Source organism: Kaistia sp. UC242_56 (genome assembly GCF_044452255.1).
GTDB lineage: Bacteria > Pseudomonadota > Alphaproteobacteria > Rhizobiales > Kaistiaceae > Kaistia > Kaistia defluvii_A.
The window spans coordinates 1,183,105-1,206,995 of record NZ_JBIOAN010000002.1 but is presented as its reverse complement, the minus strand read 5'-3'; the positions used below and the strand labels follow the sequence as shown (position 1 = coordinate 1,206,995).

General features: G+C 64.6%; 19 protein-coding genes and 1 pseudogene. 10 read left to right on the top strand and 10 right to left on the bottom strand.

All coding sequences use genetic code 11. The annotated features are described in order from the left end of the window. Positions 1–15 precede the first annotated feature (15 nt). From ACHMWQ_RS08360 to ACHMWQ_RS08325, 8 genes are all read left to right on the top strand, one after another. Complete coding sequence (locus tag ACHMWQ_RS08360) at positions 16–1,344, top strand: sugar ABC transporter substrate-binding protein (protein WP_354552805.1); 1,329 nt, start codon at positions 16–18, stop codon at positions 1,342–1,344. Between the two features lie 165 nt (positions 1,345–1,509). After that, positions 1,510–2,412 (top strand): sugar ABC transporter permease, encoded by a 903-nt coding sequence (locus ACHMWQ_RS08355; protein WP_354552281.1) that lies wholly within the window; start codon positions 1,510–1,512, stop codon positions 2,410–2,412. Beyond that, a complete protein-coding gene (locus ACHMWQ_RS08350; RefSeq protein WP_354552280.1) occupies positions 2,413–3,258 on the top strand; it encodes a carbohydrate ABC transporter permease in 846 nt (281 codons plus the stop codon). Positions 3,259–3,264: 6 nt separating this feature from the next. Beyond that, complete coding sequence (locus ACHMWQ_RS08345) at positions 3,265–4,368, top strand: sn-glycerol-3-phosphate ABC transporter ATP-binding protein UgpC (protein ID WP_354552279.1); 1,104 nt, start codon at positions 3,265–3,267, stop codon at positions 4,366–4,368. A gap of 22 nt (positions 4,369–4,390) precedes the next feature. Continuing rightward, complete coding sequence (locus ACHMWQ_RS08340; RefSeq protein ID WP_396307095.1) at positions 4,391–5,497, top strand: mandelate racemase/muconate lactonizing enzyme family protein; 1,107 nt, start codon at positions 4,391–4,393, stop codon at positions 5,495–5,497. Positions 5,498–5,527: 30 nt separating this feature from the next. Continuing rightward, entirely contained in the window at positions 5,528–6,262 is a 735-nt protein-coding gene (locus ACHMWQ_RS08335; RefSeq protein WP_354552276.1) for an SDR family oxidoreductase, read from the top strand. 203 nt (positions 6,263–6,465) lie between these two features. Further along, positions 6,466–6,912, top strand: a complete 447-nt coding sequence (locus ACHMWQ_RS08330; RefSeq protein ID WP_396307094.1) for a MaoC family dehydratase — start codon at positions 6,466–6,468, stop codon at positions 6,910–6,912. 79 nt (positions 6,913–6,991) lie between these two features. Beyond that, on the top strand, positions 6,992–7,360 hold the full coding sequence (locus ACHMWQ_RS08325; protein WP_266330934.1) for a PRC-barrel domain-containing protein: 369 nt from the start codon (positions 6,992–6,994) through the stop codon (positions 7,358–7,360). 128 nt (positions 7,361–7,488) lie between these two features. Here the strand turns inward: ACHMWQ_RS08325 and ACHMWQ_RS08320 are convergent, their stop codons facing one another. The 5 genes from ACHMWQ_RS08320 to tal form a co-directional block, all read right to left on the bottom strand. Further along, entirely contained in the window at positions 7,489–8,520 is a 1,032-nt protein-coding gene (locus tag ACHMWQ_RS08320; protein WP_396307093.1) for an NAD(P)-dependent alcohol dehydrogenase, read from the bottom strand. Between the two features lie 108 nt (positions 8,521–8,628). Further along, on the bottom strand, positions 8,629–9,645 hold the full coding sequence (locus ACHMWQ_RS08315; RefSeq protein WP_396307092.1) for a 4-hydroxyproline epimerase: 1,017 nt from the start codon (positions 9,643–9,645) through the stop codon (positions 8,629–8,631). A gap of 2 nt (positions 9,646–9,647) precedes the next feature. After that, entirely contained in the window at positions 9,648–10,892 is a 1,245-nt protein-coding gene (locus ACHMWQ_RS08310) for an NAD(P)/FAD-dependent oxidoreductase (RefSeq protein ID WP_396307091.1), read from the bottom strand. A gap of 99 nt (positions 10,893–10,991) precedes the next feature. Beyond that, positions 10,992–12,917 carry a glycoside hydrolase family 127 protein gene (locus ACHMWQ_RS08305; RefSeq protein WP_396307090.1) on the bottom strand — a complete coding sequence of 642 codons (1,926 nt, stop codon included), beginning with the start codon at positions 12,915–12,917 and terminating at the stop codon, positions 10,992–10,994. A gap of 244 nt (positions 12,918–13,161) precedes the next feature. Continuing rightward, positions 13,162–14,133, bottom strand: a complete 972-nt coding sequence (gene tal / locus ACHMWQ_RS08300) for a transaldolase (protein ID WP_396307089.1) — start codon at positions 14,131–14,133, stop codon at positions 13,162–13,164. Between the two features lie 209 nt (positions 14,134–14,342). Between tal and ACHMWQ_RS08295 the strand changes: the two genes are divergently transcribed. After that, positions 14,343–16,781 carry a glycosyl hydrolase 2 galactose-binding domain-containing protein gene (locus ACHMWQ_RS08295; protein ID WP_396307088.1) on the top strand — a complete coding sequence of 813 codons (2,439 nt, stop codon included), beginning with the start codon at positions 14,343–14,345 and terminating at the stop codon, positions 16,779–16,781. Positions 16,782–16,852: 71 nt separating this feature from the next. On the opposite strand, the gene ACHMWQ_RS08290 is transcribed toward ACHMWQ_RS08295, so the two are convergent. Both ACHMWQ_RS08290 and ACHMWQ_RS08285 read right to left on the bottom strand, forming a co-directional pair. Continuing rightward, positions 16,853–17,176 (bottom strand): twin-arginine translocation signal domain-containing protein, encoded by a 324-nt coding sequence (locus ACHMWQ_RS08290; protein WP_354552803.1) that lies wholly within the window; start codon positions 17,174–17,176, stop codon positions 16,853–16,855. Positions 17,177–17,282: 106 nt separating this feature from the next. Next, positions 17,283–18,209: a hypothetical protein gene (locus tag ACHMWQ_RS08285; RefSeq protein WP_396307087.1), complete on the bottom strand. Its 927-nt coding sequence runs from the start codon at positions 18,207–18,209 to the stop codon at positions 17,283–17,285. A 147-nt stretch (positions 18,210–18,356) separates the two neighbouring features. Here ACHMWQ_RS08285 and ACHMWQ_RS08280 point away from each other — a divergent pair. Beyond that, positions 18,357–20,034: pseudogene (locus ACHMWQ_RS08280) on the top strand (thiamine pyrophosphate-binding protein). Here the strand turns inward: ACHMWQ_RS08280 and ACHMWQ_RS08275 are convergent. From ACHMWQ_RS08275 to ACHMWQ_RS08265, 3 genes are all read right to left on the bottom strand, one after another. Beyond that, entirely contained in the window at positions 20,031–21,716 is a 1,686-nt protein-coding gene (locus ACHMWQ_RS08275) for an ABC transporter permease (RefSeq protein WP_396307086.1), read from the bottom strand. The pseudogene ACHMWQ_RS08280 and the gene ACHMWQ_RS08275 sit on opposite strands and share 4 nt — an antisense overlap. 64 nt (positions 21,717–21,780) lie before the next feature. Further along, the gene (locus ACHMWQ_RS08270) at positions 21,781–22,815 is read right to left on the bottom strand and encodes a Fe(3+) ABC transporter substrate-binding protein (RefSeq protein ID WP_396307085.1); all 1,035 of its coding nucleotides are present in this window, start codon (positions 22,813–22,815) and stop codon (positions 21,781–21,783) included. 246 nt (positions 22,816–23,061) lie between these two features. Then, positions 23,062–23,835 (bottom strand): 16S rRNA (uracil(1498)-N(3))-methyltransferase, encoded by a 774-nt coding sequence (locus ACHMWQ_RS08265; protein ID WP_396307084.1) that lies wholly within the window; start codon positions 23,833–23,835, stop codon positions 23,062–23,064. Between the last annotated feature and the right edge of the window lie 56 nt (positions 23,836–23,891).

Sequence of the window (23,891 nt, the reverse complement as noted above, 5' to 3'; positions counted from 1 at the left end):
CGACACATGAATTTGATGCGCGGCATTCAGGCCGCTCTGTTTTCGTGCGCGGCCCTTGGCGCGCTGACCGCTGTCGCTTCGGCTGAAGAGGCTGCCAACTGGGGTTCGTTTCCCGGCTACACCCTGAAGGTGAAGCTCATCGGCGGCACCCAGTATGAGAAGCTCTACACGCGCATTCCCGAGTGGGAAAAGGCGACGGGCGCCAAGGTCGAGATCGTTTCCTCGAAGAACCATTTCGAGCTCGACCGCGAGATCAAGCAGGACATCGCCACCGGTGCGATTACCTGGTGCGTCGGCTCCAACCACACCAGCTTCGCGCCGCAATATGGCGATATCTATGTCGACCTGAAGACGCTGATCCCGCAGGCGACGCTGGACGAATTCGTCCCCGGCACGCTCGCCTCCTCGATGGTGGACGGCCGCCTCGTGCAGCTTCCGCGCGTCACCGACGTGTCGAACCTTTACTACCTGAAGGACCTGTACGAGAACGCCGACAACAAGGCGAAGTACAAGGAAAAGTTCGGCACCGAACTCGCGCCGCCCACCACCTATGATGAGCTGAAGCAGCAGGTCATCTTCTTCGCCAATCCGCCGAACCTCTACGGCACCGCTTTCGCCGGCAAGGACGAGGGTATGACCGGCCGGTTCATGGAGATCGTGCGCGCCAATGGCGGCGACATGTTCGACGAAAACTGGAAGCCGATCTTCAATTCGAAGGCCGGCGTCGACGCCCTGCAGTGGTTCATCGACATCTACAATGCCAAGGCCGTTCCGGCCGGCACCGTCAACTACACCTGGGACGATATCGGCCAGGCCTTCGCCGCCGGCACGCTGGCGGTCGACCTCGATTGGCCCGGCTTCGCCGCCTTCTACAACGACCCGGCCAAGTCCAAGGTGGCCGGCAAGGTCGGCTTCGCCCTGTCGCCGCTCGGCACCGCCGGCAAGCGCGGCGGCTGGTCCGGCTCGCACTCCTTCTCGGTCACCGAAGCCTGTGACAACAAGCCGGCCGCGGCCAGCCTGATCACCTTCCTGACCGACTACGATTCGGAAATGCTCGAAGCCCGCGCCGGCAACCTGCCGACCCGGACCAAGGCCTTCGCCGACGTGGTCGAGGAGTTCAAGAAGAGCGACACGCCGTATATGGCCGAGATGTTCGCCGTCTGGGAAAAGTCGCTCGCCGACGCCCGCACGCCGCCGCTGGTTCCCCAGTGGATCGAAGTGTCGAACGTGATCTGGCCCGAGCTTCAGGCTGCCATCGTCGGCCAGAAGACGGCCCAGGAAGCCCTCGACACCGCCGCCAAGAAGGCCACGCAGATCATGGAAGACGCCGGCGTCCTCCAGTAGGCCGCGCGTCCCGCAGATCGACCCTCGCCCGTCCGCGGGCGGGGGTTTTTGGATCGCGCCGGCAGATAGCGCCGACGCGCTCCCCGCCTCCCCACACCAGGGGCTCGCGGCCAAGACCCGGACCTTGCGGTCCAAGCCCGTTCCAACGGCCCACGGATTCCCTTCATGCGTTTCTTCCGAAGCCGGCTCTCGCCTCCGGTCCTGCTGCTGATGCCGGCCTTCGTCATCATCACGCTGGTGGTGGCGGTGCCGCTCCTGTTCTCGCTCTACACGAGCTTCACCGGCTATCGCCTGGTGAAACCGGACTCGCTCTGGCAGTGGGTCGGCCTGCGCAATTACCAGCGGCTGCTGACGGACGTCGATTTCTGGTGGGCCTTCGGCCGCACGCTGGTCTTCCTGACGATCGCGCTCAATCTGGAACTGGTGCTGGGCCTCGGGATCGCGCTGCTGATCGACAAGCTGACCGCAGGCCAGCGCATCATCCGCACCATCATGATGTTCCCGATGATGTTCTCGCCGATCCTGGTCGGCTTCCAGTTCAAATACATCTTCAACGACAATGTCGGCCTAGTGAACAACGCCATCCAGTCGCTCGGCTGGGAAAACGTCACGATCCCCTGGCTGGTCAATCCGGTCACCGCCAACCTCGCCATCCTCATGGCGGAGGTCTGGATGTCGACGCCGATCTTCGCGATCCTGCTGCTGGCGGGCCTGATGGCCATGCCGCGCGATCCGATCGAGGCGGCGAAGGTCGACGGCTGCAATCCGTGGCAGGTCTTCCGCCACATCACGCTGCCCTACCTGATGCCCTTCGTCTACATCGCCATGGCGATCCGCTCACTCGACGTGGCGCGCGCCTATGACATGGTCAAGATCATGACCAATGGCGGCCCGGCCGGTCGCACCGAACTGCTGTGGACGCTGATCGCCCGCACCGGCTACCAGGACGCCCGCATGGGCATGGCCAATGCCATGTCCTACGCCTCGATCCTGCTGTCGGTCTATTTCACCGTCTATTTCTTCCGGAAGCTCGCCGCCGCGCGACGCACCATGGGCGGAGTCGCTTAAATGGAACGCTCCTGGCAACGCTGGCTCATCCGCCTCGCCGTCTTCATCGTCATGGCGATCATCTGCGTCCCGGGCCTTTGGATCGTGATGACGGCCTTCCGCGACAATGTCGAGGTGATGGCACGTCCCCCGGTCTGGATCCCCGAACGCTGGACGCTGGACAACTTCCGCGCGATCCTGGGCCTCTCGGATAGCCAGCAGGGCATCCCGGTCATCCGCTACTTCATGAACTCGGTCATCATCTCGGTGACGAGCACGGTCCTGGCGGTGCTGATCGGCATGATGGGCGGCTACGCCTTCGCCCGCTATCGCTTCAAGGGCAAGAACGTCGCCTTCCTCTGGCTGATGCTCTCGCGCACCGTGCCGGGCATCTCGCTGTCGCTGCCGGTGTTCATGATCTGGAGCCGGGTCGGCCTGATCGACACGGATTTCGGCGTCATCCTCGTCTACCTGGCGCTCAACATCCCGTTCACGATCTGGCTGATCGACGGCTTCTTCCGGCAGATCCCCCTGTCGCTCTCGGAAGCCGCCCAGGTCGATGGCTGCACCCGCTGGCAGGCGTTCTGGAAGATCGAATTCCCGCTCGCCAAGTCGGGCATCGCGTCGGCCGGCATCTTCGCCTTCCTGACCTCCTGGAACGAGTTCGCCCTCGCCTCCCAGCTCACCCGGACCACGGCATCGAAGACGCTGCCGGTCGGGCTGATGGATTTCACCGCACAGTTCACGGTCGACTGGACCGGCATGTGCGCCATGGCCGTGATCATCATCGTGCCGGCGCTCATCCTGACCTTCATCGTGCAGAAACACCTGATCGCCGGTCTCACCTTCGGCGGCGTCAAAGGATAATTCGATATGGCAGAGGTCAGACTCGAAAAGCTCGTCAAGAGCTACGGCAAGGTCGGCGTCGTTCACGGCATCGATCTCACCATCGCGCATAATGAGTTCGTGGTGCTGGTCGGCCCGTCGGGCTGCGGCAAGTCCACCACCCTGCGCATGATCGCCGGCCTGGAAGAAATCAGCGGCGGCACCATCTCGATCGGCGACCGCGTCGTGAACGATCTGGCGCCGCGCGAACGCAACATCTCGATGGTGTTCCAGAACTATGCGCTCTACCCGCATATGACGGTCAAGGAGAACCTCGGCTTCTCACTCAAGATCGCCAAGCAGGACGCGGCGACCATCGAGAAGCGCGTGGCGGAAGCGGCCGAAATCCTCGGCCTGACGCCGTTGCTCGAGCGCACGCCGGGCGAACTCTCCGGCGGCCAGCGCCAGCGCGTCGCCATGGGTCGCGCCATCGTGCGCCACCCGGACGTGTTCCTGTTCGACGAGCCGCTCTCCAACCTCGACGCCAAGCTGCGCGGCCAGATGCGCGTCGAAATCAAGAAGCTGCATCAAAAGGTCAAGACGACGATCGTCTACGTCACGCACGACCAGGTCGAGGCGATGACGCTGGCCGACCGCATCGTCATCATGAAGGACGGCCATATCGAGCAGGTCGGCACACCGGCCGAAGTGTTCGAACAGCCGAAGAACACCTTTGTCGCTTCCTTCATCGGCTCGCCGCCGATGAACCTGCTCGACGCGACGGTGGGGACCGATGCCGGCCGCAAGGTCGCAAGGCTCGCCGACGGCGTGACGCTCGCCCTCCCCGCCGCAGCCGCCGACAAGGTCACGGATGGCCAGGCGGTCACGGTCGGCTTCCGCGCCGAGGCGTTCTCGCCGGTCGGCTACGGCCTCTATGGCGACAATGAAGTGGCGACCATCGAGCGCACGATCATCCTGCCGGAGCCGCTCGGCACGGAAACCTTGCTTTACACCGAACTCGGCGGCAAGGAAGTTCAGGGCAAGATGCTCAACCCCCGCTTCGTCAAGCCGGGCGAGCAACTGACCTTCCATCTCGATCTCTCCCGCCTGCATGTCTTCGACAGGGCGTCGGGCAAGAGCGTGCTGGTCTAGAAGAGAGATAAGGGGAGGAACCATGGCAAAGATCGTTCGCGTCGAAGGCCTGATGGTCGACCTGAAGCCGAAGGTGAAGCGGGTCGATGCGATCCAGTCCTTCGTCAGCCAGGAAACGCCGATCATCCGCATCACCGATGCCGATGGCGCGGTCGGCACCGGCTACAGCTACACGATCGGCACCGGCGGCCCGGCCATCATGTCGCTGATCGAGAAGACGCTGGCGCCGGCCCTGATCGGCCGCGAAGCCGGCATGATCGAGCAGATCTGGCGCGATCTCCTGTTCATGACGCATGCGACCTCGGTCGGCGCCATCACCTCGCTGGCGCTTGCCGCCATCGATACGGCGCTCTGGGACCTGAAGGCGCGCAAGGCCGACCTGCCGGTGCACATCCTGGCCGGTGGCGCACAGGAGAAGATCCGCCTCTACACCACCGAGGGCGGCTGGCTGCACCTGCCGGTCGAATCCATCATTGAGGACACGCTGCGGGCCAAGGAGAATGGCTTCGGCGGTGCCAAGATGAAGGTCGGCCGGCCGATCCACGAGGACGTCGCCCGCCTCAACGCCGTGCGCGAGGCGGTTGGCCCCGGCTTCGAGCTGTTCACCGACGCCAACCAGGCCTTCTCGGTTGACGAGGCTATCCGGCGTGCGCGCCACTACGAGGCCGCCGATATCGGCTGGCTCGAAGAGCCGCTCACGGCCGACGATGTCGACGGCCATATCCGGCTCTGCGAATCCACCTCGATTCCGATCGCGGTCGGCGAGAGCCTCTATTCCAGCCTGCATTTCCGCGACTACCTGCAGCGCCGCGCCTGCTCCATCGTCCAGGTCGACGTCGCCCGTATCGGCGGCATCACGCCTTGGCTCAAGGTCGCGCATCTGGCCGAGACGTTCAACGTCGTCGTCTGTCCGCACTTCCTCATGGAACTGCATGTCGCGCTCTGCGCCGCGGTGCCGAATGCACGCTGGGTCGAATACATCCCGCAGTTGGACAGCCTGACGACAAAGGGCATGACGATCGCGGACGGATATGCCATTCCGAGCGCCGAGGCCGGACTCGGCATCGCCTGGGACTTTGATGCCATCGGCCGCCAGACGGTCGAGGGATCGAATTTCCTGACCACATGATTTGACGACGAACCAAAGGGACGGACGACAATGGGCGGCAAGCTCGCAGGCAAGGTCGCGCTGGTCACGGCAGCGGCACAGGGTATCGGACGGGCGATCGCGGAGCAGGCAGCGGCCGAAGGCGCCATCGTCTGGGCGACCGACATAAACGAGACGGCGCTCGCCGAACTCAACGGCGTCGAGAACATCACGACGCGCAAGCTGAACGTGCTGTCCAACGACGACGTGAAGGCGCTGATCGCCGAGATCGGCACGATCGACGTGCTGTTCAACTGCGCGGGCATCGTCCATGCCGGCACGTTGGAAGAGGCTACCGAGACCGATCTCGATTTCGCCTACGACCTCAACGTCAAGTCGATGTGGCGCACGATTTCCGCTGCGCTGCCGGGCATGCTGGCGCAGAAGGACGGCTCGATCGTCAACATCTGCTCGGTCGCCGGCTCGATCAAGGGCGTGCCGAACCGTTTCGCCTATGGCGTGACCAAGGCGGCAACTGTCGGCCTGACCAAGTCGGTCGCCGCCGACTACGTCGCCAAGGGCATCCGCTGCAACGGCATCTGTCCCGGCACGGTCGAAAGCCCGTCGCTGCAGCAGCGCCTGCGCGACCAGGGCGACTATGAAGCCGCCCGCAAGGCCTTCATCGCCCGCCAGCCGATCGGCCGCATCGGACAGCCGAGCGAGATCGCAGACCTCGCCATCTACCTGGCGACCGCGACCTACACCACCGGACAGATGCACATCATCGATGGCGGCTGGGTCAACTAGGACCAGCAAGTCCTTCACGCTTCACGACGGCGGCAGGGCGTCCTCACGGCCAGCGCCCCTCCGCCGTCATCCCCGCGAAAGCGGGGATCCATCCAGCCGGAGCCTTTACGTCACTCACTCCGGCTAAATGGATCCGGAGTCTTCGCCCGGGATGACGGAGCTTTTTCCGGTACCGGCGCCGCGTATACCGCAAGAGAACCACCATGATCGTCGAGCAGTACTTCGAAGACTACGAAATCGGCTTCAGCCGCCGCACGATGGGGCGGACGATCACCGAGACCGACATCGTGCTGCATGCCGGCCAGACGGGCGATTTCTTTCCGCACCACATGGACGCCGAATGGTGCGCGACGCAGGACTTCAAGCAGCGCGTCGCCCACGGCACGCTGATCCTTTCGGTCGCAGTCGGCATGACGGCAACGACGATCAATCCGCACGCCATGTCCTATGGCTATGACAAGGTGCGGTTCGTGAAGCCCGTCTTCATCAACGACACGATCACCGTCGAAGCGAAGATCACCGAGAAGCGCGATCACCCGAAGCGCGCAACCCACGGCATCGTTTCGGAGTTGGTGACGGTCACCAAGCAGACCGGCGAGACGGTGCTCGCCTGCGAGCACATCTATCTCGTGGCGAAGCGGCCGGCCTGATCCAAAGCTTCGATTTATCGGAACCAAGCTCTTCCATCGACGTTTTACCACCATGGACACGCAAACATGGAGGAAAGAGATGGAACAGATTCATACCACCAACTCCCTGATCGGCGCGACGAAGGTCGACGGTACCGCAGTCTACAATACGCAGGGCGATCGGCTCGGTGATATTCATGACGTTATGATCGACAAGCAGAGCGGCCGTGTGGCCTATGCCATCATGTCCTTTGGCGGTTTCCTCGGCCTCGGCGAGAAGTACCATCCGCTGCCGTGGAATACCTTGAAGTATGACACGACGCAGGGCGGCTACGTCGTCGGCCTCACCAAGGAACAACTCGAAGGCGGACCCGCCTATGACGAGGGCGATGAACCCGCCTGGGGCGACCGCGACTACGAGAAGAAGGTGCATGACTATTACGGCATGCCCCCTTACTGGATGATGTGATCCGGCTTCTAAGCCGACATAAGAAAAGGCCCCGGAGCAATCCGGGGCCTTTTTTGGTTTCGGATAGCGAACTCTTTCTTCACGTCTCCCTGAGGGAAAGATGAAGGCATAGCGCCCTTTCCACCAACCTACAGCGTGATCTGCAGCTTCACGTCGTTCGGGTTGGCCGAGGCGGCACGCTCGAACGCGGCGATCGACTCTTCGAAATCGTAAGTGCCGGTGATCAGCGGCGCCAAATCGACCTTGCCGGACGCGATCAGCGCCAGGGCGCGATCAAACACGTTGGCGTAGCGGAACACCGTCTCCATCCGGACTTCCTTGGCCGAGGCCGAGACGATATCGAGCGCGATCGGCTCGACGGGCAGGCCGACAAAGACGATGCAGCCGCCTGGACGGACATAGTTGAAAATGCCGTCATAGGCGCGCGGGCTGCCCGAAGCCTCGAACACGATGTCGACGCCCCAGTTCTCCGTCTCCTCCGCGATCTTCGCCTTGAGGTCCTGCTCGCGGATATTCACCGGGATCACGCCTTCATATTGGCCGGCGATGGCGAGCTTCTCATTGACGAGATCGGAGATATAGACGCGGCTGCAACCACCGGCGAGCGCCGCCAGCGCCACCATGATGCCGATCGGTCCGGCGCCGATCACCAGCGCCGTGTCGCCCGGGACGATCTTCGCCTTGGTCGCCGCCTGCATGCCGATGGCAAAAGGCTCGACCATCGCGCCCTCGGCGAAGGAGACGTTGTCCGGCAGCTTGTAGGTGAAGGCGGCGGGGAACACGACCTGCGGCGTCAGGCAGCCATGCACGGGCGGTGTCGCCCAGAAGGTGACGCTCGGATCGACATTGTAGATGCCGAGCTTGGAAGCCTTGGAATTCAGATCGGGAACGCCCGGCTCCATGCAGACGCGGTCGCCAACCCTAAGGTTCTTCACCTCGGAGCCGATCTCCAGCACCGTGCCAGAGGCCTCGTGGCCGAGCACCATCGGCTCCTTGACGATGAACGGGCCGATCGCGCCATGGGTATAGTAGTGCACGTCCGAGCCGCAGACCCCGACCGTGTGGATGGCAATGCGAACATCGCGCGGACCGACCTCGAGCGGAAGGTCGATGTCGCGGAGTGAGAGCTTGAGCTTTTCTTCGAGAACGAGGGCACGCATGGCAGCGGATCCAGATTGGCGTCGGGACTGTCGTTTTAGCGAAGCGGCGCCCCGCCCGCTACGAGTGCGATGTCGCGGACATCACACTTCTTTGCAATTCGCGCGCGGCTAGCCTTCGCCGTCGACCACCTGGAAGCCGGCCCAGAACGGGTCGCGGTCATCCACGAAGATGGTGTTGTAGCCCGTCACCCGCGCCCAACCCTCGATCGTCGGGATGATCGCCGGCTTGCCGCCGACCGTCGTCTGGCGGGCAACGCGGCCCGTGAAGGTCGAGCCGATGATGCTCTCATGCACGAAGGCCTCGCCCCCCTGCAGCCTGCCCGTGGCGAATAGCTGGGCGACGCGGGCCGATGTGCCGGTGCCGCAGGGCGAGCGGTCGATGGCCTTGTCGCCATAAAACACGGCGTTGCGGCCGGACGAGCCCGGATTCTTCGGCTTGCCGGTCCACAACACATGGGTCAGCTTGTTCAGCGCCGGATTCTCCGGATGCACGATGCTGTGCCGCGCGTTGAAGGCTGTCCGCAGCTTGGGCGAGAGCCGGACGATATCGGACGGCTCCAGATCCGACAGGTCGGCATAATTCGGCTGCGGCTCCACGATCGCGTAGAAATTGCCGCCATAGGCGACGTCGACGGTCAGCGTGCCGATGCCCTCTACCTCGACCTCGTAGCCGCGCCCAAGCAGGAAGGACGGCACGTTGGTCAGCGTGACGCTGTCGACATAGGGGCCGTTCTGGACATAGCGCGCCTCGACAAGACCGGCCGGCGTCTCCAGCCGCAGAAGTCCCGGCGTCTTCGGCGTCACGAGGCCGTGCTCGATGATCGTCGTCACCGTGCCGATGGTGCCATGGCCGCACATCGGGAGGCAGCCGGACGTTTCGATGAACAGGATCGCGACGTCGTAATCGTCGCTTGACGGCGGATAGAGGATCGAGCCCGACATCATGTCGTGGCCGCGCGGCTCGAAGCAGAGCGACTTCCGGATCCAGTCGAACTCGGCCAGGAAATGCTGGCGCTTGTCGAACATGGTGGCGCCCTTCAGCACCGGGATCGAACCGCCGGTGACGACGCGGACCGGATTGCCGCAGGTGTGGCCATCGATGCAGACGAAGGTGTGGCGAGCCATGCTCAGAACCTTTTTGCGAAGCGCTCGGGAGAATAAGGGGCGAGGTCGATATCGGGCCGCCGGTCGGCGATCAGGCTGGCGACGAGTTCAGCCGTCGCGGCGGCCTGGGTCAAGCCATGATGGGCATGGCCAAAGGCATAGACGATGCGCGGATCGCGCGTGGCCCTGCCAATGACGGGCAGCGAATCCGGCGTCGACGGACGAAAGCCCATCCAGCGCGTGCCGCCGGAAAGCTCGGCCTCGGGCAGGAAGCGCTTCAGCTTGCCCAGTATAGCATCGACGCGGTTGAAGTTCGGAGCGGCTTCAAGCCCGGCGAACTCGACGCTGCCGCCGACGCGGTCGCCGCTGTCGAGCGGCGTGGTGACGAAGCCCTCGCCCTCGAACATCACCGGACGGGTCAGCCCCAGCCGGCCGGAGGGCAGCGTGACATTGTAGCCGCGCTCGGTATCGAGCGGCACCTTGTCGCCAAGGGATGCGGCGAGCGGCTTCGACCAGGCGCCGGTCGCCACGACGATGCGGTCATATTGTGCCAGCGTATCGAACGAAGTGCGGATCTGGACGAGATCGCCGCCGACGCGAATGTCGATCACCTCGAACTTGCGCTCCTGCGCGCCGCGGGCAATCGCTTCTTCGCCGAGAGCGCGGGTAAAATCGAGCGGATCGGACACATGGCAACCGGCCGGATAGAGCGCGCCTGCGACCGAGCGGGGCCCCAACGCCGGCTCCATCGCGCGGAGGGCCGCCGCATCGAGCGTCTCGACCGCGATGCCGAGCCCCCGCTGGCGCTCGAACAGCGGCTGCGCAGCATGAAAGCCGCGTTCGTCGGCCCAGACCGAGAGCAGGCCCTTTTCACGCAGGTGATGCGCGAGGCCAACGGCCTCCAGCCGCTTCCGCCAGGCTGGCAGAGCCCTTCCATTCAGGGCAGCGATGGCCTGCGTCGATGCCTCGATGCGAGCGGGGCGGCTGGCGCTGATGAAGCGGGCAAGCCAGGGCATCAGCGCCGGCAGATAGGCAGGCCGGATCGCCAGCGGCCCGAGCGGATCAAGCGCCCAGCGCGGCAGGTTGCGCCAGGCCTTTGGCGAGGCGAGCGGCAAGATATCCAAGTGCGCGATCCAGCCGGCATTGCCCGTCGAGGTTCCCGCCGCGATCCCCTCGCGGTCGATCAGATCGACGAGATGGCCTTCATCGAGCAGCGCATGGGCGATGGCGACGCCGATGATTCCGGATCCGATAATGCCGACGCGCATAAACTCTCCTCAAGATCCGGCCATAGTTTCAAGCTCGGCGAACGAAGCGCGGGCAATGCCTACCACCCTACCCGCTCCCCGCCCCAAGGGAATCGGGTTTCAACGTCCGTCGCGAAGCCAAACCAGCATCCCGCCCGGCTCGCGATTGGCCCAGGCAAAATAGGGAATGGCGGTGATGGTACCCGGAACCGTCTCGGCCGGCTTCGGCCGATAGAGCGTATCCTGCCAGTCGCCAGTCTGGTCGACCGTGGCCGGCACCTCGAGCGTCACGACGCCGCCGAGCAGGTCGGGCTGGTAGGCCGCCTTCGCCTCACCGGAAGCCAGCCGCATGCGCTGCGGCGGCGCGGCATTGTCGGCCTCCTCGACGCAATAGAGCACCGGCCCTCGCTTGAGCGCGACGCGGTCAGCATCCATGCCGACGTCGGGATGGGCATGCAGCGCTTCGACCGGCATGTCGAAATGTAGACGGACCTCGTCACCGGTGGCCCATTCGCGCCGGATGCCGAGATAGCCCTTTCGTGTCAGCGCCTCGACATCGACCGGAGCGCCATTGATGCTCGCGGTCGCGCCGCGGCACCAGCCGGGAATGCGCAGCCAGAGGGTTGCCGGCAGGGCAGCATCCGCCTCGATGGAGAGGCGGATATCGCCATCCCAGGGATAGGCCGTCTGCTGCGTCAGCCGCAGCGCCCGGCCCGCGACCTTCATCTCGATCGTCGAGGCGGCGTAGAGGTGGACAGCGATGTTCTCGTCGTCATGGCTCGCGACATAGCCGCCGAGCGAGGCGACGAGACGGGCGAGATTGGTCGGGCAGCAGGGGCAATAATGCCAGCGCCAGCGCCGATGCTGGCCGTGGCTTTCCAGCGGATTCTCGTAGAAATACTGGTCGCCGCCCAGCGACACGCCGGACAGCGCGCCATTGTGCAGCACCAGTTCCATGTGGTCGGCGAAGCGGCCGTCGAGGTCGATCGCCGCCATGCGATGGCCCCAGAACACCAGCGAGACGGCAGCACAGGTTTCCGCATAGGCGGTCTCGTTGGGCAGGTCGAAGGAACGGGTGAAGCCCTCGTTCTCGACGGCCGGCCCCATACCGCCGGTGACATAGAGCTGGCGGCTGGTCAGATGCCGCCAAAGCTTGTCGAGTGCTGCCTTCAGGCTGGCGTCATTGTCCTCGGCGGCGAGATCGGCCATGGCGCTGTAAAGGTACATGGCGCGGACAGCGTGGCCCACGACCTCGTCCTGCTCGCGCACCGGCTTGTGCGACTGGCTGTATTCGTAAGTGCCGAAATTGAATGGCTTGCCGCCGGGAAACTCCCTCACTTCCTCGTCGAAATAATGCGGGTTCTGCGCGCCGCGCTCATCGATGAAATAGCGCGCGAGATCGAGGAAGCGCGCCTCTCCCGTGGCGCGATAGAGCTTGACCAGGGCCAGCTCGATTTCCTCATGCGCGTCATAGCCGTGCCGCTTGCCGGGCTCGCGACCGAACACGCTGGCGATATGGTCGACGCAGCGGATCATCACATCGAGGAAGCGGCGCTTTCCCGTCGCCTCGAAATAGGCGACGGCGCCCTCGACGAGATGGCCCATCGAATACATCTCGTGCCAGTCGCGCAGATTGGTCCAGCGATTCTCGGGCGCCCGGCGGATGAACCAGCTGTTCAGATAGCCATCGGCCAGTTGCGCGTGGTCGAGCTTCTCGACCAAGAAGTCGATCTTCGCCTCGATGCCGGGATCGGGATGGGTGGCAAGGCTGTAGCTCGCCGCCTCGATCCATTTTCCGAAATCGGAATCGAAGAACATCTGCATCGACAGGCCGTATTCATTGATCGGCCGGACCAGCGGCTTGGGCGGCTGGTCGACGTCGAGCACCTCGATGAAGCCCTCCTCCTCCAGCCGCTGGAACTGGGTCGGGATCGTCGTCTCGCGGTTGACCCGCATGCGGTCGGCCCAGAAGCCTTCGGTGAAGGCGACGCGGGTATGCGGCACAGGCTTGAGGCGGCGGAAAGGAGTCGTTTCAGGCTTCGACATCGGGCGTTTCCATGCGCGATTGAGCGTTGATGACGGACTCCGCCGGCCCAATCTTTGCTGGCCGCAGCCTTTGAGAAAACCTTTGCGCAATCCGTTCCAAGCAACTTGGCTGATTTGTCGACAGACTGCACGCAGAAAATATCCGGGAGTGCGAACGAGGCGGGGTGAGCGCGTTAGGAGGTCCAAAACAAAAAAGGCCGGCAACCCATGGGGCAGCCGGCCTTGAAAATCACCCAGAAATCGATCAGGCGGGAACGCCGGTTTCCAGGCGCTTGGCGATCAGCGTGCGAAGCGCACGGAGGTCCTTGGCGAACATGCGGATGCCTTCCGAGAGCTTCTCGGTCGCCATCTGGTCCTCGTTCATCGCCCAGCGGAAGCTCTTCTCGTCCGACGCGACAGTCGGGATCTTCTCGCCGGTATTGTTCGGGTCAAGCTTGCGCACCAGCGTGCCATTGTCGGCTGCGAGCTTCTCGAGCAGGGCCGGAGCGATGGTCAGGCGGTCACAGCCGGCCAGAGCCTCTATCTCGCCGGTCGAGCGGAACGACGCGCCCATGACGACCGTCTCGATGCCGCGCTGCTTGTAGTAGCTATAGATCTGGCGAACCGAGATGACGCCCGGATCTTCTTCCGGCTCAAACGTCTTGCCCGAAGCCTTGACGTGCCAGTCGAGGATGCGGCCGACGAAGGGCGAGATCAGGAAGACGCCGGCCTCGGCGCAGGCAGCGGCCTGGGCGAGCGAGAACAGCAGGGTCAAGTTGCAGTCGATGCCTTCCTTCTGGAGGATGGCGGCGGCGCGGATGCCTTCCCAGGTCGAGGCGAGCTTGACCAGGATCTTTTCGCGGGGGACGCCGAGGGCGTCATATTCGGCGATGATCTCGCGAGCGCGTTTGACGGAAGCTTCGACGTCGAAGGAGAGATCGGCATCGACCTCGGTCGAAATGCGGCCCGGGACGAGCTTCGACATTTCGGCGCCGAAGGCGACGGCCAGACGATCGCCGACGTGGGCGGCGATGGCGTCCTGCGTGCCGCCCTGCTTGCGGCCCCAGGCGATCGCGCTCTCGATGACGTCCTTGTAGGCGGGAAGTTCGGCGGCCTTCAGCACGAGAGAGGGATTGGTCGTGCAATCCACCGGACGATAGGTCTTGATAGCGTCCAGATCGCCCGTGTCTGCAACGACCACGGTCATGGCTTTAAGCTGATCAAGTTTCGAGGTCATCCGACGCTCCTCCAGGCTGGCTGCCGCGCCTTCGCGCGCTTGTACGAGGCATATGATCATCCCGTGGGCCAAATGGAAGCGCGAAAATATCTTCGCAGCCCGAAAACGGTCGACGAAGCGCGCTTCCCACAAGCTCCGGCGTTGCAATCCCGCCCGTTAGCCGCGACGCTCGCCGGCAAAGACCCGTATCGCATCGAGGAAACGCGCTGATGTCGAAACTCTCCCTTGCCGGACCGTGGCAGCTTTCGGATGCCAAAGGCGACGCGATGGGCCCCTGCCCCATCCCCGGTGACGTGCATTCGGCGCTGTTGGCGCAGGGAAGAATCGGTTCGCCCTATACCGGCACCAACGAGGCCGACATGCAGTGGATCGGCGAAGCCGTCTGGGAGATCGCCCGCAGCTTCGAGGTGGCGGCGTCGCAGCTGTCCGATCGCTGGGCCGTGCTAGAGCTCGAATTCGTCGATACCTTCGCCGACGTGTTCATGAACGGCCAGCCGGTCGCGAGGCTCGGCTCCAGCTTCATCCGCCATCGCATCGATGTGACAGAGGCGCTAAAGCCCGGCGCCAACGAACTGCGCATTCGATTTTCGCCGGCCGGCGCTGAGGCTATCGAGCGCGCGAAGAAGCAGCCCTTCCCGATCCCGTGGAGCGTCTCCAACAATCGCGTTCCCGACCTCAACATGATCCGCAAGGCACAGTGCCATGGCGGCTGGGACTGGGGCCCTTGCCTGATGGTCACGGGCATCTATGCCGAGCCGATCCTGCATTTCTACGAGACGGTGCGGATCGAGGCGGTGCAGATCCGCCAACGCCATCATGCCGACGGCACGGTGACGGCGATCGCCGAGATCGAGTTGCTGGCGCAAGCCGACATGACGGTCCCGATGACCTTCGAGCTCGCCGGCAAGACCGTCCATGCCGAGGCCAAGGTATCGGACCAGCACGGCGGCAAGGCGTCCCTGGCGCTCGACATCGAGAGCCCGGATCTCTGGTGGCCGGCCGGCCATGGCGCGCAGCCGCTCTATGAGGCCGTGGTCACGATCCCCGGCGATACGGTTCGTCGCCATATCGGTTTCCGCACGCTCGAAGTGGTCACCGACAAGGACGAGGTCGGCGCCTCGATGTTCTTCCGCGTCAATGGCGTCGACATCTTCGCCAAGGGCGCCAACTGGATCCCGGCCGACTCCCTGCCCGCCGCGATTACGCCGGATCGGATCGAAGCGCTGCTTTCAGCGGCCGTCGAGGCCAATATGAACATGGTCCGGCTCTGGGGCGGCGGCTTCTACGAATTCGACGCCTTTTACGACGCCTGCGACCGCCTCGGCCTGCTGATCTGGCAGGACATGATGTTCTCCTGCTCGCAATATCCATCGACCCCGGATTTCCTCGCCGAGATCGATGCGGAACTGCGCTACCAGATCAAGCGCCTTTCCAGCCGCCCGTCGATCGCCATCTGGTGCGGCGACAACGAGGTGATCGGCTCGCTCAACTGGTTCGAGATCTCGCGCAACAACCGCGACCGTTATCTCGTCAATTACGACCGCTTCAACCGGGTGATCGACAAGGCGGTTCAGGATACCGATCCGGACCGCCGTTTCTGGCCGTCCTCGCCCTGCAATGGCGACATGGACTATGGCGACGCCTGGCACGACGACCGCTCGGGCGACCTGCATTTCTGGGACGTCTGGCACTCGAACAAAAATTTCGACCATTACTATACCGTGCAGCCGCGCTTCTGCTCCGAGTTTGGCTTCCAGTCCTTCCCGTCCATGACCGGCATCCGCGCCTTTGCCGGCGGCCGCGAGAACTGGAACGCCACCTCGCCGGTGATGGAATTTCATCAGCGCGACGGCGCCGGGAATTCCCGCATCATCGACACGATGGCGCGCTATTTCCGCGTGCCCTCCGGCTTCGAGAGCTTCGTCTACCTGTCGCAATTGCAGCAGGCGATGGCGATTGAGACGGCGGTGCGCTACTGGCGCAGCCTCAAGCCGCACTCGATGGGCGCGCTGTACTGGCAGTTGAACGATGTGTGGCCAGCCGTGTCGTGGTCGTCGATCGACCATTCGCTGGCGTGGAAGACGCTGCACTACCACGCCAAGCGCTTCTTCGCGCCGGTCGCGCTGGCCGCCCGCATGCTCGACGGCAAGCTCACTGTCCGCGCGATCAACGACCTGCACGAGGCGGTCGCCATGGAAACGCGGCTCCGCAGCTTCGATCTCGAGGGCACGCTGATTGCCGAGCGCCACGCCAAGGGCAGCATCCCGCCCGACCGCGCGGTCGAAGTCATGGTGATCCCGGCGCCGATCGTCCAGGATCGGTTCTATGTCATCGACGCCATCGTCGACGGCGTCGCGTCGCCGGAGCGTCAGATCGTGGTTTTCCCGGATGTGCCCAAGCGCTTCGAGCTGCCCGATACCACGGTTTCGGTTCAGGATGTTGGCGCGGGCCGCTTCCTGCTTTCGGCCGATGCGCCCGCCTTCCACGTTCGCGCCGAGGCGGAAGGCATTCCGGGCCATTTCGACGATGCCAGCTTCCTGCTTCTGCCGGGCGAACCTCGCATCGTCACCTTCAAGCCCGAAGCCGGCCATGCCTTGCCGAAGGCAGCGGAGCTCACGGTGCACCATCTTGGCGCGACCTATCGCTGAGCACGCAGCAAGGCGCATCAACGAAAAACGGCGCGGAGAGATCCGCGCCGTTTCCGCTTAGAAGCTAGGGCTTAGCGATACCAGCCGCCCGGGGCATAGACCCAGCGGCCGCCGCGCCAGACCCAGTCCGGCCGGCGATAGCGATAGCCCGGACGCGCCGGGACCCAGCCGCCGCTCATCCAAACATAGCGACCGCGGCGCCACTGCCAGTGGCCGGGCACCCAGACAAAGCCACGGCGCGGCGGGGGAACGCGTTCGCGACGCGGCGGCGGGGGCCGACGATCTGGATTGGGACCCCACTGCTGCGCCTCGGCCTCGCCGGGCGCCACCGATGCCAAAGGTGCGGCGACAGCCGCAGCCAGCAACCCGGTCAACAGAGAACGTCGAGAAAGCATTGTCTTCCATCCCATCAAAATTGAGGACGCGCGAACACGTCCGAAGCCACCCGCATAGGCTTCAACGCAGCAGGCAAACATTTCCGTTGCCCGCGATTGCAAAAAATCACAAACGGTAGCCGTTGCGGTCGAGGAAGAGTTTCAGCCGGTCCGGAAACTTCAACAATTTCCGGTCTTTCGCCGCGCAGCTGTCGATGTCGCCGCCCGTCAGGCAAGTCTCCTCGCCGGGGTCCGTAGCCAGGTTCCAGTGCTTCTGCAACTGCTTGAACGCCTGCTCACCCTCGCCGGCGCGAATGCTCGCCGCGACCCATCCCGCGAGAAAGCCCGGGGACTTCCAGCGCTCGACCGGATCGGAGTCGCTCTCGAGCTGGCGCAGCCAGTCGCGATGGGCCTTGGCGAAACGCGGCTCGGTGGTGACGTCGACGAGCTTGCCGTCGCGCACCGACTTGATGACGAGCGGCGCGGCGCTGCAGGCATAGCAGTCGAACGTGTACAGGAAGGCGTTGTCGACCGTGACGATCTCGGCTTCGCCGTCGTCGTTGAGATCCTGGAGGTAGTCGCCATCGCCGTCGAACGAGCCGATCGGGACTGCGACCCAGCCCTTGTCGGTTTCGGTCGCGACCACGACTTCGGAGCAGCAATGCGCGCCGCCTGTATAGCTGCTGAAATAGACTTCCTTGCTCTTGTTGGTCGGGTCGATGTCCACGATCGACGCGCTCATCGTCGGCACGGCCATGCCCGAGGCGGTACCGACATGCTCCAGCACCATCTTGCCGCCAACGCTGACCTGCAGGACAGGAACGTCATCATCCGGATCGATCTTCGGCCGCCGCTCCTGGAAAATACGCGCCGTGATGCCCGAATCGGTGATGGTCGCGTCCTTCGCGCCCTCGGCTAATTCGGCCGTCGGGAAAAGCGGCTTGTCGTCCTCGCCCTCGGACTGCGCGAAGAGCGCCGTCGACGACGCCGTGATCAGGGCCGCCATCGCCATGCCGGCAAGGCCCGTCTTCCAGAGAATTGATCCGCTGCGCAATTTTTCCGTCCCTAGAATGGCCCCGTTACAGCAGTCTAGCGACACCGGCTTTCGCCGAACAGAAGTTGATGCCACCATCCCCTCTTTCGCGATCCCGATTACCGGCCGCGGAATCGAATGGCCCCGCCTCTCGCAAGGATCTCCTGCATGCCCGACGTCATCCCCTCCCGCACCGGTGGCCGACTCATTGTCGAGGCGCTGGAGGCCAATGGCGTCGAACGCGTATTCTGCGTCCCCGGCGAGAGCTATCTGGCCGTTCTCGACGCGCTGCATGATTCGGCGATTCCCGTGACGGTGGCACGGCATGAGGGCGGCGCTGCGATGATGGCCGAAGCCTGGGGCAAGCTCGCCGGCAAGCCCGGCATCTGCTTCGTCACGCGCGGACCGGGCGCAACCAACGCCGCCGCCGGCCTGCATGTCGCCATGCAGGACTCGACGCCGATGATCCTCTTCGTCGGCCAGGTTGGCCGCTCCATGCGCGAGCGCGAGGCGTTCCAGGAGATCGACTACCGGAAGATGTTCGGCGACGTGGTCAAATGGGTGGCCGAGATCGATGAAGCCGAGCGCATTCCGGAATTCCTCTCCCGCGCCTTCCAGGTGGCGACGTCCGGCCGGCCCGGGCCTGTCGTGCTGGCGCTGCCGGAGGACATGCTGCGCGAGAAGGCCGCCGTCGCCTCCGTCGGCGCGTCCGAGCCGATCGAGACCTATCCCGGCCTGACCCAGACCGCGCAATTGCAGAAGATGCTCTGGAAAGCAGACCGGCCGCTGCTGGTGCTGGGCGGCTCGCGCTGGAGCGACGCGGCGATCGCCTCGATGCAGCGCTTCGCCGAACGCTTCGATCTGCCGGTCGGCGTATCGCTGCGCCGGCAGGGCCTGTTCGACCACGAGCATCCCAATTTCGCCGGCGAGGTCGGCATCGCGATCAACCCCGCGCTCGCCAAGCGAGTGAAGGAAGCCGATCTGCTGATCCTGGTCGGCGGCCGGATGAGCGAGATGCCCTCCTCCGGCTACACGCTGCTCAATATTCCGCAGCCAAAGCAGACGCTCGTGCATGTACATGGCGGTGCAGACGAACTCGGCCGCGTCTATCGCCCGACGCTTGCCATCAACGCGACGCCGAACGGCTTTGCCGCCCAGCTCGAGGCGGTGCATCCGCCGGCCACCATTCCCTGGAGCGCCGAGACGCGCGCCGCCAACGAATCCTTATCGCGCCTGGTCGGACCCGAAGCCGCGCAATGTCGGCGGCGTCGAGATGGGCGCCGTGATGCGGACGCTTCGGGACCATCTGGACAAGGATGCGATCCTCACCAACGGCGCCGGCAACTATGCCAACTGGGTGCATCGCTATCACCGCTTCCGCGGATCGAAGACGCAATTGGCGCCGACCTCCGGCTCGATGGGCTATGGCCTGCCGGCAGCCGTCGCCGCCAAGCTGCGCTATCCCGAACGCACCGTGATCGCCTTTGCGGGCGACGGCTGCTTCCAGATGACGAGCAACGAATTCGGCACTGCGGTGCAGGAGGGCGCGGCGATTATCGTAATCGTCGTCGACAACGGCATGTATGGCACCATTCGCGCGCACCAGGAGCGCAGCTACCCCGACCGGATCGAAGCGACGAAGCTGGTCAATCCGGATTTCGCAGCTCTTGCCCGCGCCTATGGCGGCCATGGCGAAACGGTAGAGCGTACCGAGGATTTCTGGGCCGCCTTCGAACGTTCCCAGACGAGCGGCAAGCCCGCCATCCTGCATGTGAAGGTCGACCCGCAGGCCATCTCTCCGTCCTCGACCATCGACGAGATCAAGGGCAAGAGCCTGAAGGGCTAGCCCGGCGGCTTTCGGCGCTCGCGCGTTCCGGCGCGGGCCAGAAGCGCGACCGGCAGCATGCCGACGAGGACGATGACCAGCGCCGCCACCGCGCCATCCTCATAGGTGCCGCGCGCCGCCTCGCCATAGACATAGGTCGCGAGCGTCTCGAAATTGAACGGGCGCAGCAGCAGCGTCGCCGGCAATTCCTTCATGCAGTCGACGAAGACCAGCAGGCCGGCCGCGGCGAGCGCCGGCGAAAGCAGCGGCATGTGGATGCCGCCGGAGATCCGGGCCGTGCCGGCGCCGAGACTGCGCGCCGCCATGTCGATCGAGGGGGCGATGCGGGTGAAGCCGGATTCGATGCCGCCGATCGAAATCGCCTGGAAACGCAGGCAATAGGCCAGCACCAGCGCGGCGCCGGAACTCATCAGGATCAAACCCGGCGACCGGCCCCAAACACTCTTCACCGCGTCGGCGATCCAGTTGTCGAGGCCGGCGATCGGCACCAGCAGGCCGACGGCCAGCACCGTGCCCGGAATGGCATAGCCGATGCCGGCGAGGCGGATCATGCCATGCAGCGACTTTCGCCGGGACATCCGGCCGGCCGTAGCGAGGAACAGGCCGACGGCCAGGGTGAGGAGAGCGGCGATCGCGGCGAAGAAGACGCTGTTGCCGGTCCAGACCCAGAGATCGGGCGGCAAGCCGCCCAGCCGGATGCGGCGCACAGCCGAGACGACCAGATAGCTTGCCGGCACCACGAAGCCGAGCAGGATCGGCAGCGCGCAGGCGAGCGTCGCCGACAGCGCCGAGACGCCCGAAAGCGTCTGCGCCATAGCCGGCGTGTTGCCGCGCGGGCCTGAATAATTCATGCCGCTCCGCCCGAGCCGCTCGAGCAGCACCAGCGCAAAGACGATCGCCAGCATGACGAGCGCAATCTGTGCCGCACCTTCGATCGACGAGCGCGTTACCCAGGTGGTGTAGATCGCGACCGTCAGCGTGCGGACGCCGAGGAATTCCGACGCGCCGATGTCGTTCAGCGCTTCCATCAGCGCCAGGCTGACGCCAACCGCCACAGCCGGACGCGCCAAGGGCAAGGCGACAGTGCGAAAGGCGCGGAAGCGGCCCGCGCCCAGCGTGCGCGAGGCTTCCAGCATCGACGCCGACTGCATAACGAACAGCGCCCGGACCGGCAGGTAGACATAGGGATAGAGGATCAGGCCGAGCAGCAGGATCGCGCCGCCGAGCGAGCGGATTTCTGGAAACGGCAGGCCGCGCGGATCGCTGATGCCGAACAGGTTGCGCAACCCCGTCTGCAGGGGGCCGACCGGATGCACGACGTCGAGATAGGCGAAGGCCATGACGTAGCTCGGCACCGAAAGCGGCAACAGCAGCGCCCACTCAAACAGCCGCCGGCCGGGAAAGCGATAGGCCGTCACCAGCCAGGCAGTGCCGATGCCCAGAATGGTGACCAGGATGCCGACGCCAAGAAGCAGAAGCGCGGTCGTGCGCGCCGCGACGGGCAGGACATTGGCGATCAGATGCGGCCAGAGTTCGCCGGAGCCGCGCGAGGCAAAGAAGACGAGGCCGCCGATGGGCGCCAAGGCCAGAAGGGCAACCAGGGCCGAGCCGATGACCCAGGCTCGATCCGAGCGCGTTGGCGCTGCCTGCATCGATGGCGCGGGAAGAACGGAATCACTCATGCCCCGGGGCTTCCGGGGCATGAGGTGTTTCGTGTCGAGCCGAGTGGCCTAAGCATGCGGAGGATCAGCCGTCGAAGCCTACCACGTCGACCAGTTCGCTGGCCTGCTTGCGCTGCTTGGCGACATCCGTCAGCGGCAGCGGGTCGACCGTCAGCGTGCCGAGCTCGGCGATGATCGGGTCGGGCGCGACGCCGGCGCGGACGGGATATTCGAAATTCGCCTTGGCGTAGATTTCCTGAGCTTCCTGCGAAGCGAGGAATTCCAGCAGCTTGACGGCGTTTTCCTTGTTCGGGGCGTTCTTGGCGACAGCCGCGCCCGAGACGTTCACGTGGGTTCCGGCCTTGTCCTTGAAGGTCGGCAGGATGACGCGAATCGCGTTGCCCCATTCGACCTGCTCCGGGCCGCCCTTGCCGGACCGCATCAGGCCGACATAGTAGGAATTGGCAATGCCGATGTCGCAGAGATTGGCGAGGATGTCGCGCGCCACGTCGCGGTCGCCACCACCGGCCCTGCGGGCCAGGTTGTCCTTGACACCCGTCAGCCAGGTCTTGGTGGCCTCGGCGCCGCCCTTGGCAATCACTGCGGCGATCAGCGAGGTGTTGTACGGATGCTGGCCCGAACGGATGCAGACCTTGCCCTTGAAGCGCGGGTCGGCGAGATCCTCATAGGTCAGCGTCTCGTCCTTGACCCGATCCTTCGAGGCATAGATGACGCGGGCGCGCATCGACAGGCCGAACCACTGGCCGTTCGGGTCGCGCAGATTGGCGGGGATCGCCTCTTCCAGCACGGCCGACTGGATCGGCTGGGTCAGGCCGCGGTCGGAAAGCTCGATCAGATTGCCGAAATCGACGACGGACAGCACGTCAGCCGGCGAATTGGCGCCTTCGGTAGCGACGCGTTCGGCGAGGCCTTCCTTGACGAAGATCACATTGGCCTTGATGCCCGTCTCCTTGGAGAACGTCTCCAGCAGCGGCTGGATCAGGCCCGGCTCGCGAGTCGTGTAGACATTCACTTCGCCGGCAGCGGAGGCGGCAAGCGTTGTGGTCGCCAGCAGCGCAGCGGCAGCGGCGCCCTGGATCAGGCGGGTCAGGCTAAGCATAGTGAACTCCGTTCATAGAGGGGGCGGAACCCTGGTCGCCGTCGATGTCCGGCAACTTCTGCCGGCTCCATCCCATCATCGCGAATAGAGGTCAACCGGCAGCCCACGATTTAATCTATAGATTAGACCCGTTCTAATATGGAATGAATCTAGACTAAGGGAGTTTCTCTTGACGAGACAAGCATACGCTCCAGGACCCCATCCAAAACCCTTCCAGTCACGATTTCGTGAACTGTGTATTGCAAACTATACACGGGGTCCCGGCGCGTTGGCAGTCCAGTCGCCGGCCACGGCCTGCACCAGCGCCAGCGCCGCCACGGCGGCGGTGTCAGCCCGCAGGATGCGGGGGCCGAGCGGGATGGCGGTCACGAAGGGCAGCGCGTGCAGCGCCTCGCGCTCTTCCGGCGAAAAGCCGCCTTCTGGTCCGATCAGCACGGCAAGTGGCCCCTTGGGCAGGCCCCGCAGAATCGAAACCGGGTCCGCGCCGGTCTCATCCTCGTCGCAGAAGATGATGCGCCGGTCCGGTTCGTCCTTCGGCCAGCGCGCGAGCAAGGCCGTGAGTTGCTCCGGCGCTTCGATCTCGGGAATCGACAGCACGCCGCATTGTTCCGCCGCCTCGATGGCGTTGGCGCGCAGCCGCTCGTCGTTCAGCCGCGCCACCTGGGTTCTCCGGGTGATGACGGGGCGAATGTGGCCGACCCCCATCTCGACGGCCTTCTGCACCATGTAGTCGAGCCGCGCCTGCTTGATCGGCGCGAACAGATACATGAGCGGCGATGCCGGCGTCTGTTCGCGCGACAGAGCATCCGCCGTCAGCGCCGCCCCCTTGCGACCGGCCTCGGCGAGGGTCGCCTGCCATTCGCCGTCGCGGCCATTGAAGATCAGCACCGGGTCGCCCTCGCGCATGCGCAGCACATTGACCAGATAGTTGGTCTGCCCCTTGTCCATGACGATGCGGGCGCCCCCGTTGAGCGGGGCGTCGATGAACAGGCGTTGGGTGGTGAAATCATAGCGCGACATCCGCTTCGATTACGCAAAGCATGGCTGCGCCGCAAGGTGGCGCGGCGGCCCGGCTT

What these genes read in the sequence shown, in the direction of transcription:
- ACHMWQ_RS08315 (WP_396307092.1), bottom strand. Translation starts at nt 9,645, where the DNA reads ATGGCTCGCCACACCTTCGTCTGCATCGATGGCCACACCTGCGGCAAT.
- ACHMWQ_RS08305 (WP_396307090.1), bottom strand. Translation starts at nt 12,917, where the DNA reads ATGTCGAAGCCTGAAACGACTCCTTTCCGCCGCCTCAAGCCTGTGCCG.
- ACHMWQ_RS08340 (WP_396307095.1), top strand. Translation starts at nt 4,391, where the DNA reads ATGGCAAAGATCGTTCGCGTCGAAGGCCTGATGGTCGACCTGAAGCCG.
- tal (WP_396307089.1), bottom strand. Translation starts at nt 14,133, where the DNA reads ATGACCTCGAAACTTGATCAGCTTAAAGCCATGACCGTGGTCGTTGCA.
- ACHMWQ_RS08265 (WP_396307084.1), bottom strand. Translation starts at nt 23,835, where the DNA reads ATGTCGCGCTATGATTTCACCACCCAACGCCTGTTCATCGACGCCCCG.
- ACHMWQ_RS08320 (WP_396307093.1), bottom strand. Translation starts at nt 8,520, where the DNA reads ATGCGTGCCCTCGTTCTCGAAGAAAAGCTCAAGCTCTCACTCCGCGAC.
- ACHMWQ_RS08270 (WP_396307085.1), bottom strand. Translation starts at nt 22,815, where the DNA reads ATGCTTAGCCTGACCCGCCTGATCCAGGGCGCCGCTGCCGCTGCGCTG.
- ACHMWQ_RS08335 (WP_354552276.1), top strand. Translation starts at nt 5,528, where the DNA reads ATGGGCGGCAAGCTCGCAGGCAAGGTCGCGCTGGTCACGGCAGCGGCA.
- ACHMWQ_RS08275 (WP_396307086.1), bottom strand. Translation starts at nt 21,716, where the DNA reads ATGAGTGATTCCGTTCTTCCCGCGCCATCGATGCAGGCAGCGCCAACG.
- ACHMWQ_RS08360 (WP_354552805.1), top strand. Translation starts at nt 16, where the DNA reads ATGCGCGGCATTCAGGCCGCTCTGTTTTCGTGCGCGGCCCTTGGCGCG.
- ACHMWQ_RS08295 (WP_396307088.1), top strand. Translation starts at nt 14,343, where the DNA reads ATGTCGAAACTCTCCCTTGCCGGACCGTGGCAGCTTTCGGATGCCAAA.
- ACHMWQ_RS08345 (WP_354552279.1), top strand. Translation starts at nt 3,265, where the DNA reads ATGGCAGAGGTCAGACTCGAAAAGCTCGTCAAGAGCTACGGCAAGGTC.
- ACHMWQ_RS08330 (WP_396307094.1), top strand. Translation starts at nt 6,466, where the DNA reads ATGATCGTCGAGCAGTACTTCGAAGACTACGAAATCGGCTTCAGCCGC.
- ACHMWQ_RS08355 (WP_354552281.1), top strand. Translation starts at nt 1,510, where the DNA reads ATGCGTTTCTTCCGAAGCCGGCTCTCGCCTCCGGTCCTGCTGCTGATG.
- ACHMWQ_RS08350 (WP_354552280.1), top strand. Translation starts at nt 2,413, where the DNA reads ATGGAACGCTCCTGGCAACGCTGGCTCATCCGCCTCGCCGTCTTCATC.
- ACHMWQ_RS08290 (WP_354552803.1), bottom strand. Translation starts at nt 17,176, where the DNA reads ATGCTTTCTCGACGTTCTCTGTTGACCGGGTTGCTGGCTGCGGCTGTC.
- ACHMWQ_RS08310 (WP_396307091.1), bottom strand. Translation starts at nt 10,892, where the DNA reads ATGCGCGTCGGCATTATCGGATCCGGAATCATCGGCGTCGCCATCGCC.
- ACHMWQ_RS08325 (WP_266330934.1), top strand. Translation starts at nt 6,992, where the DNA reads ATGGAACAGATTCATACCACCAACTCCCTGATCGGCGCGACGAAGGTC.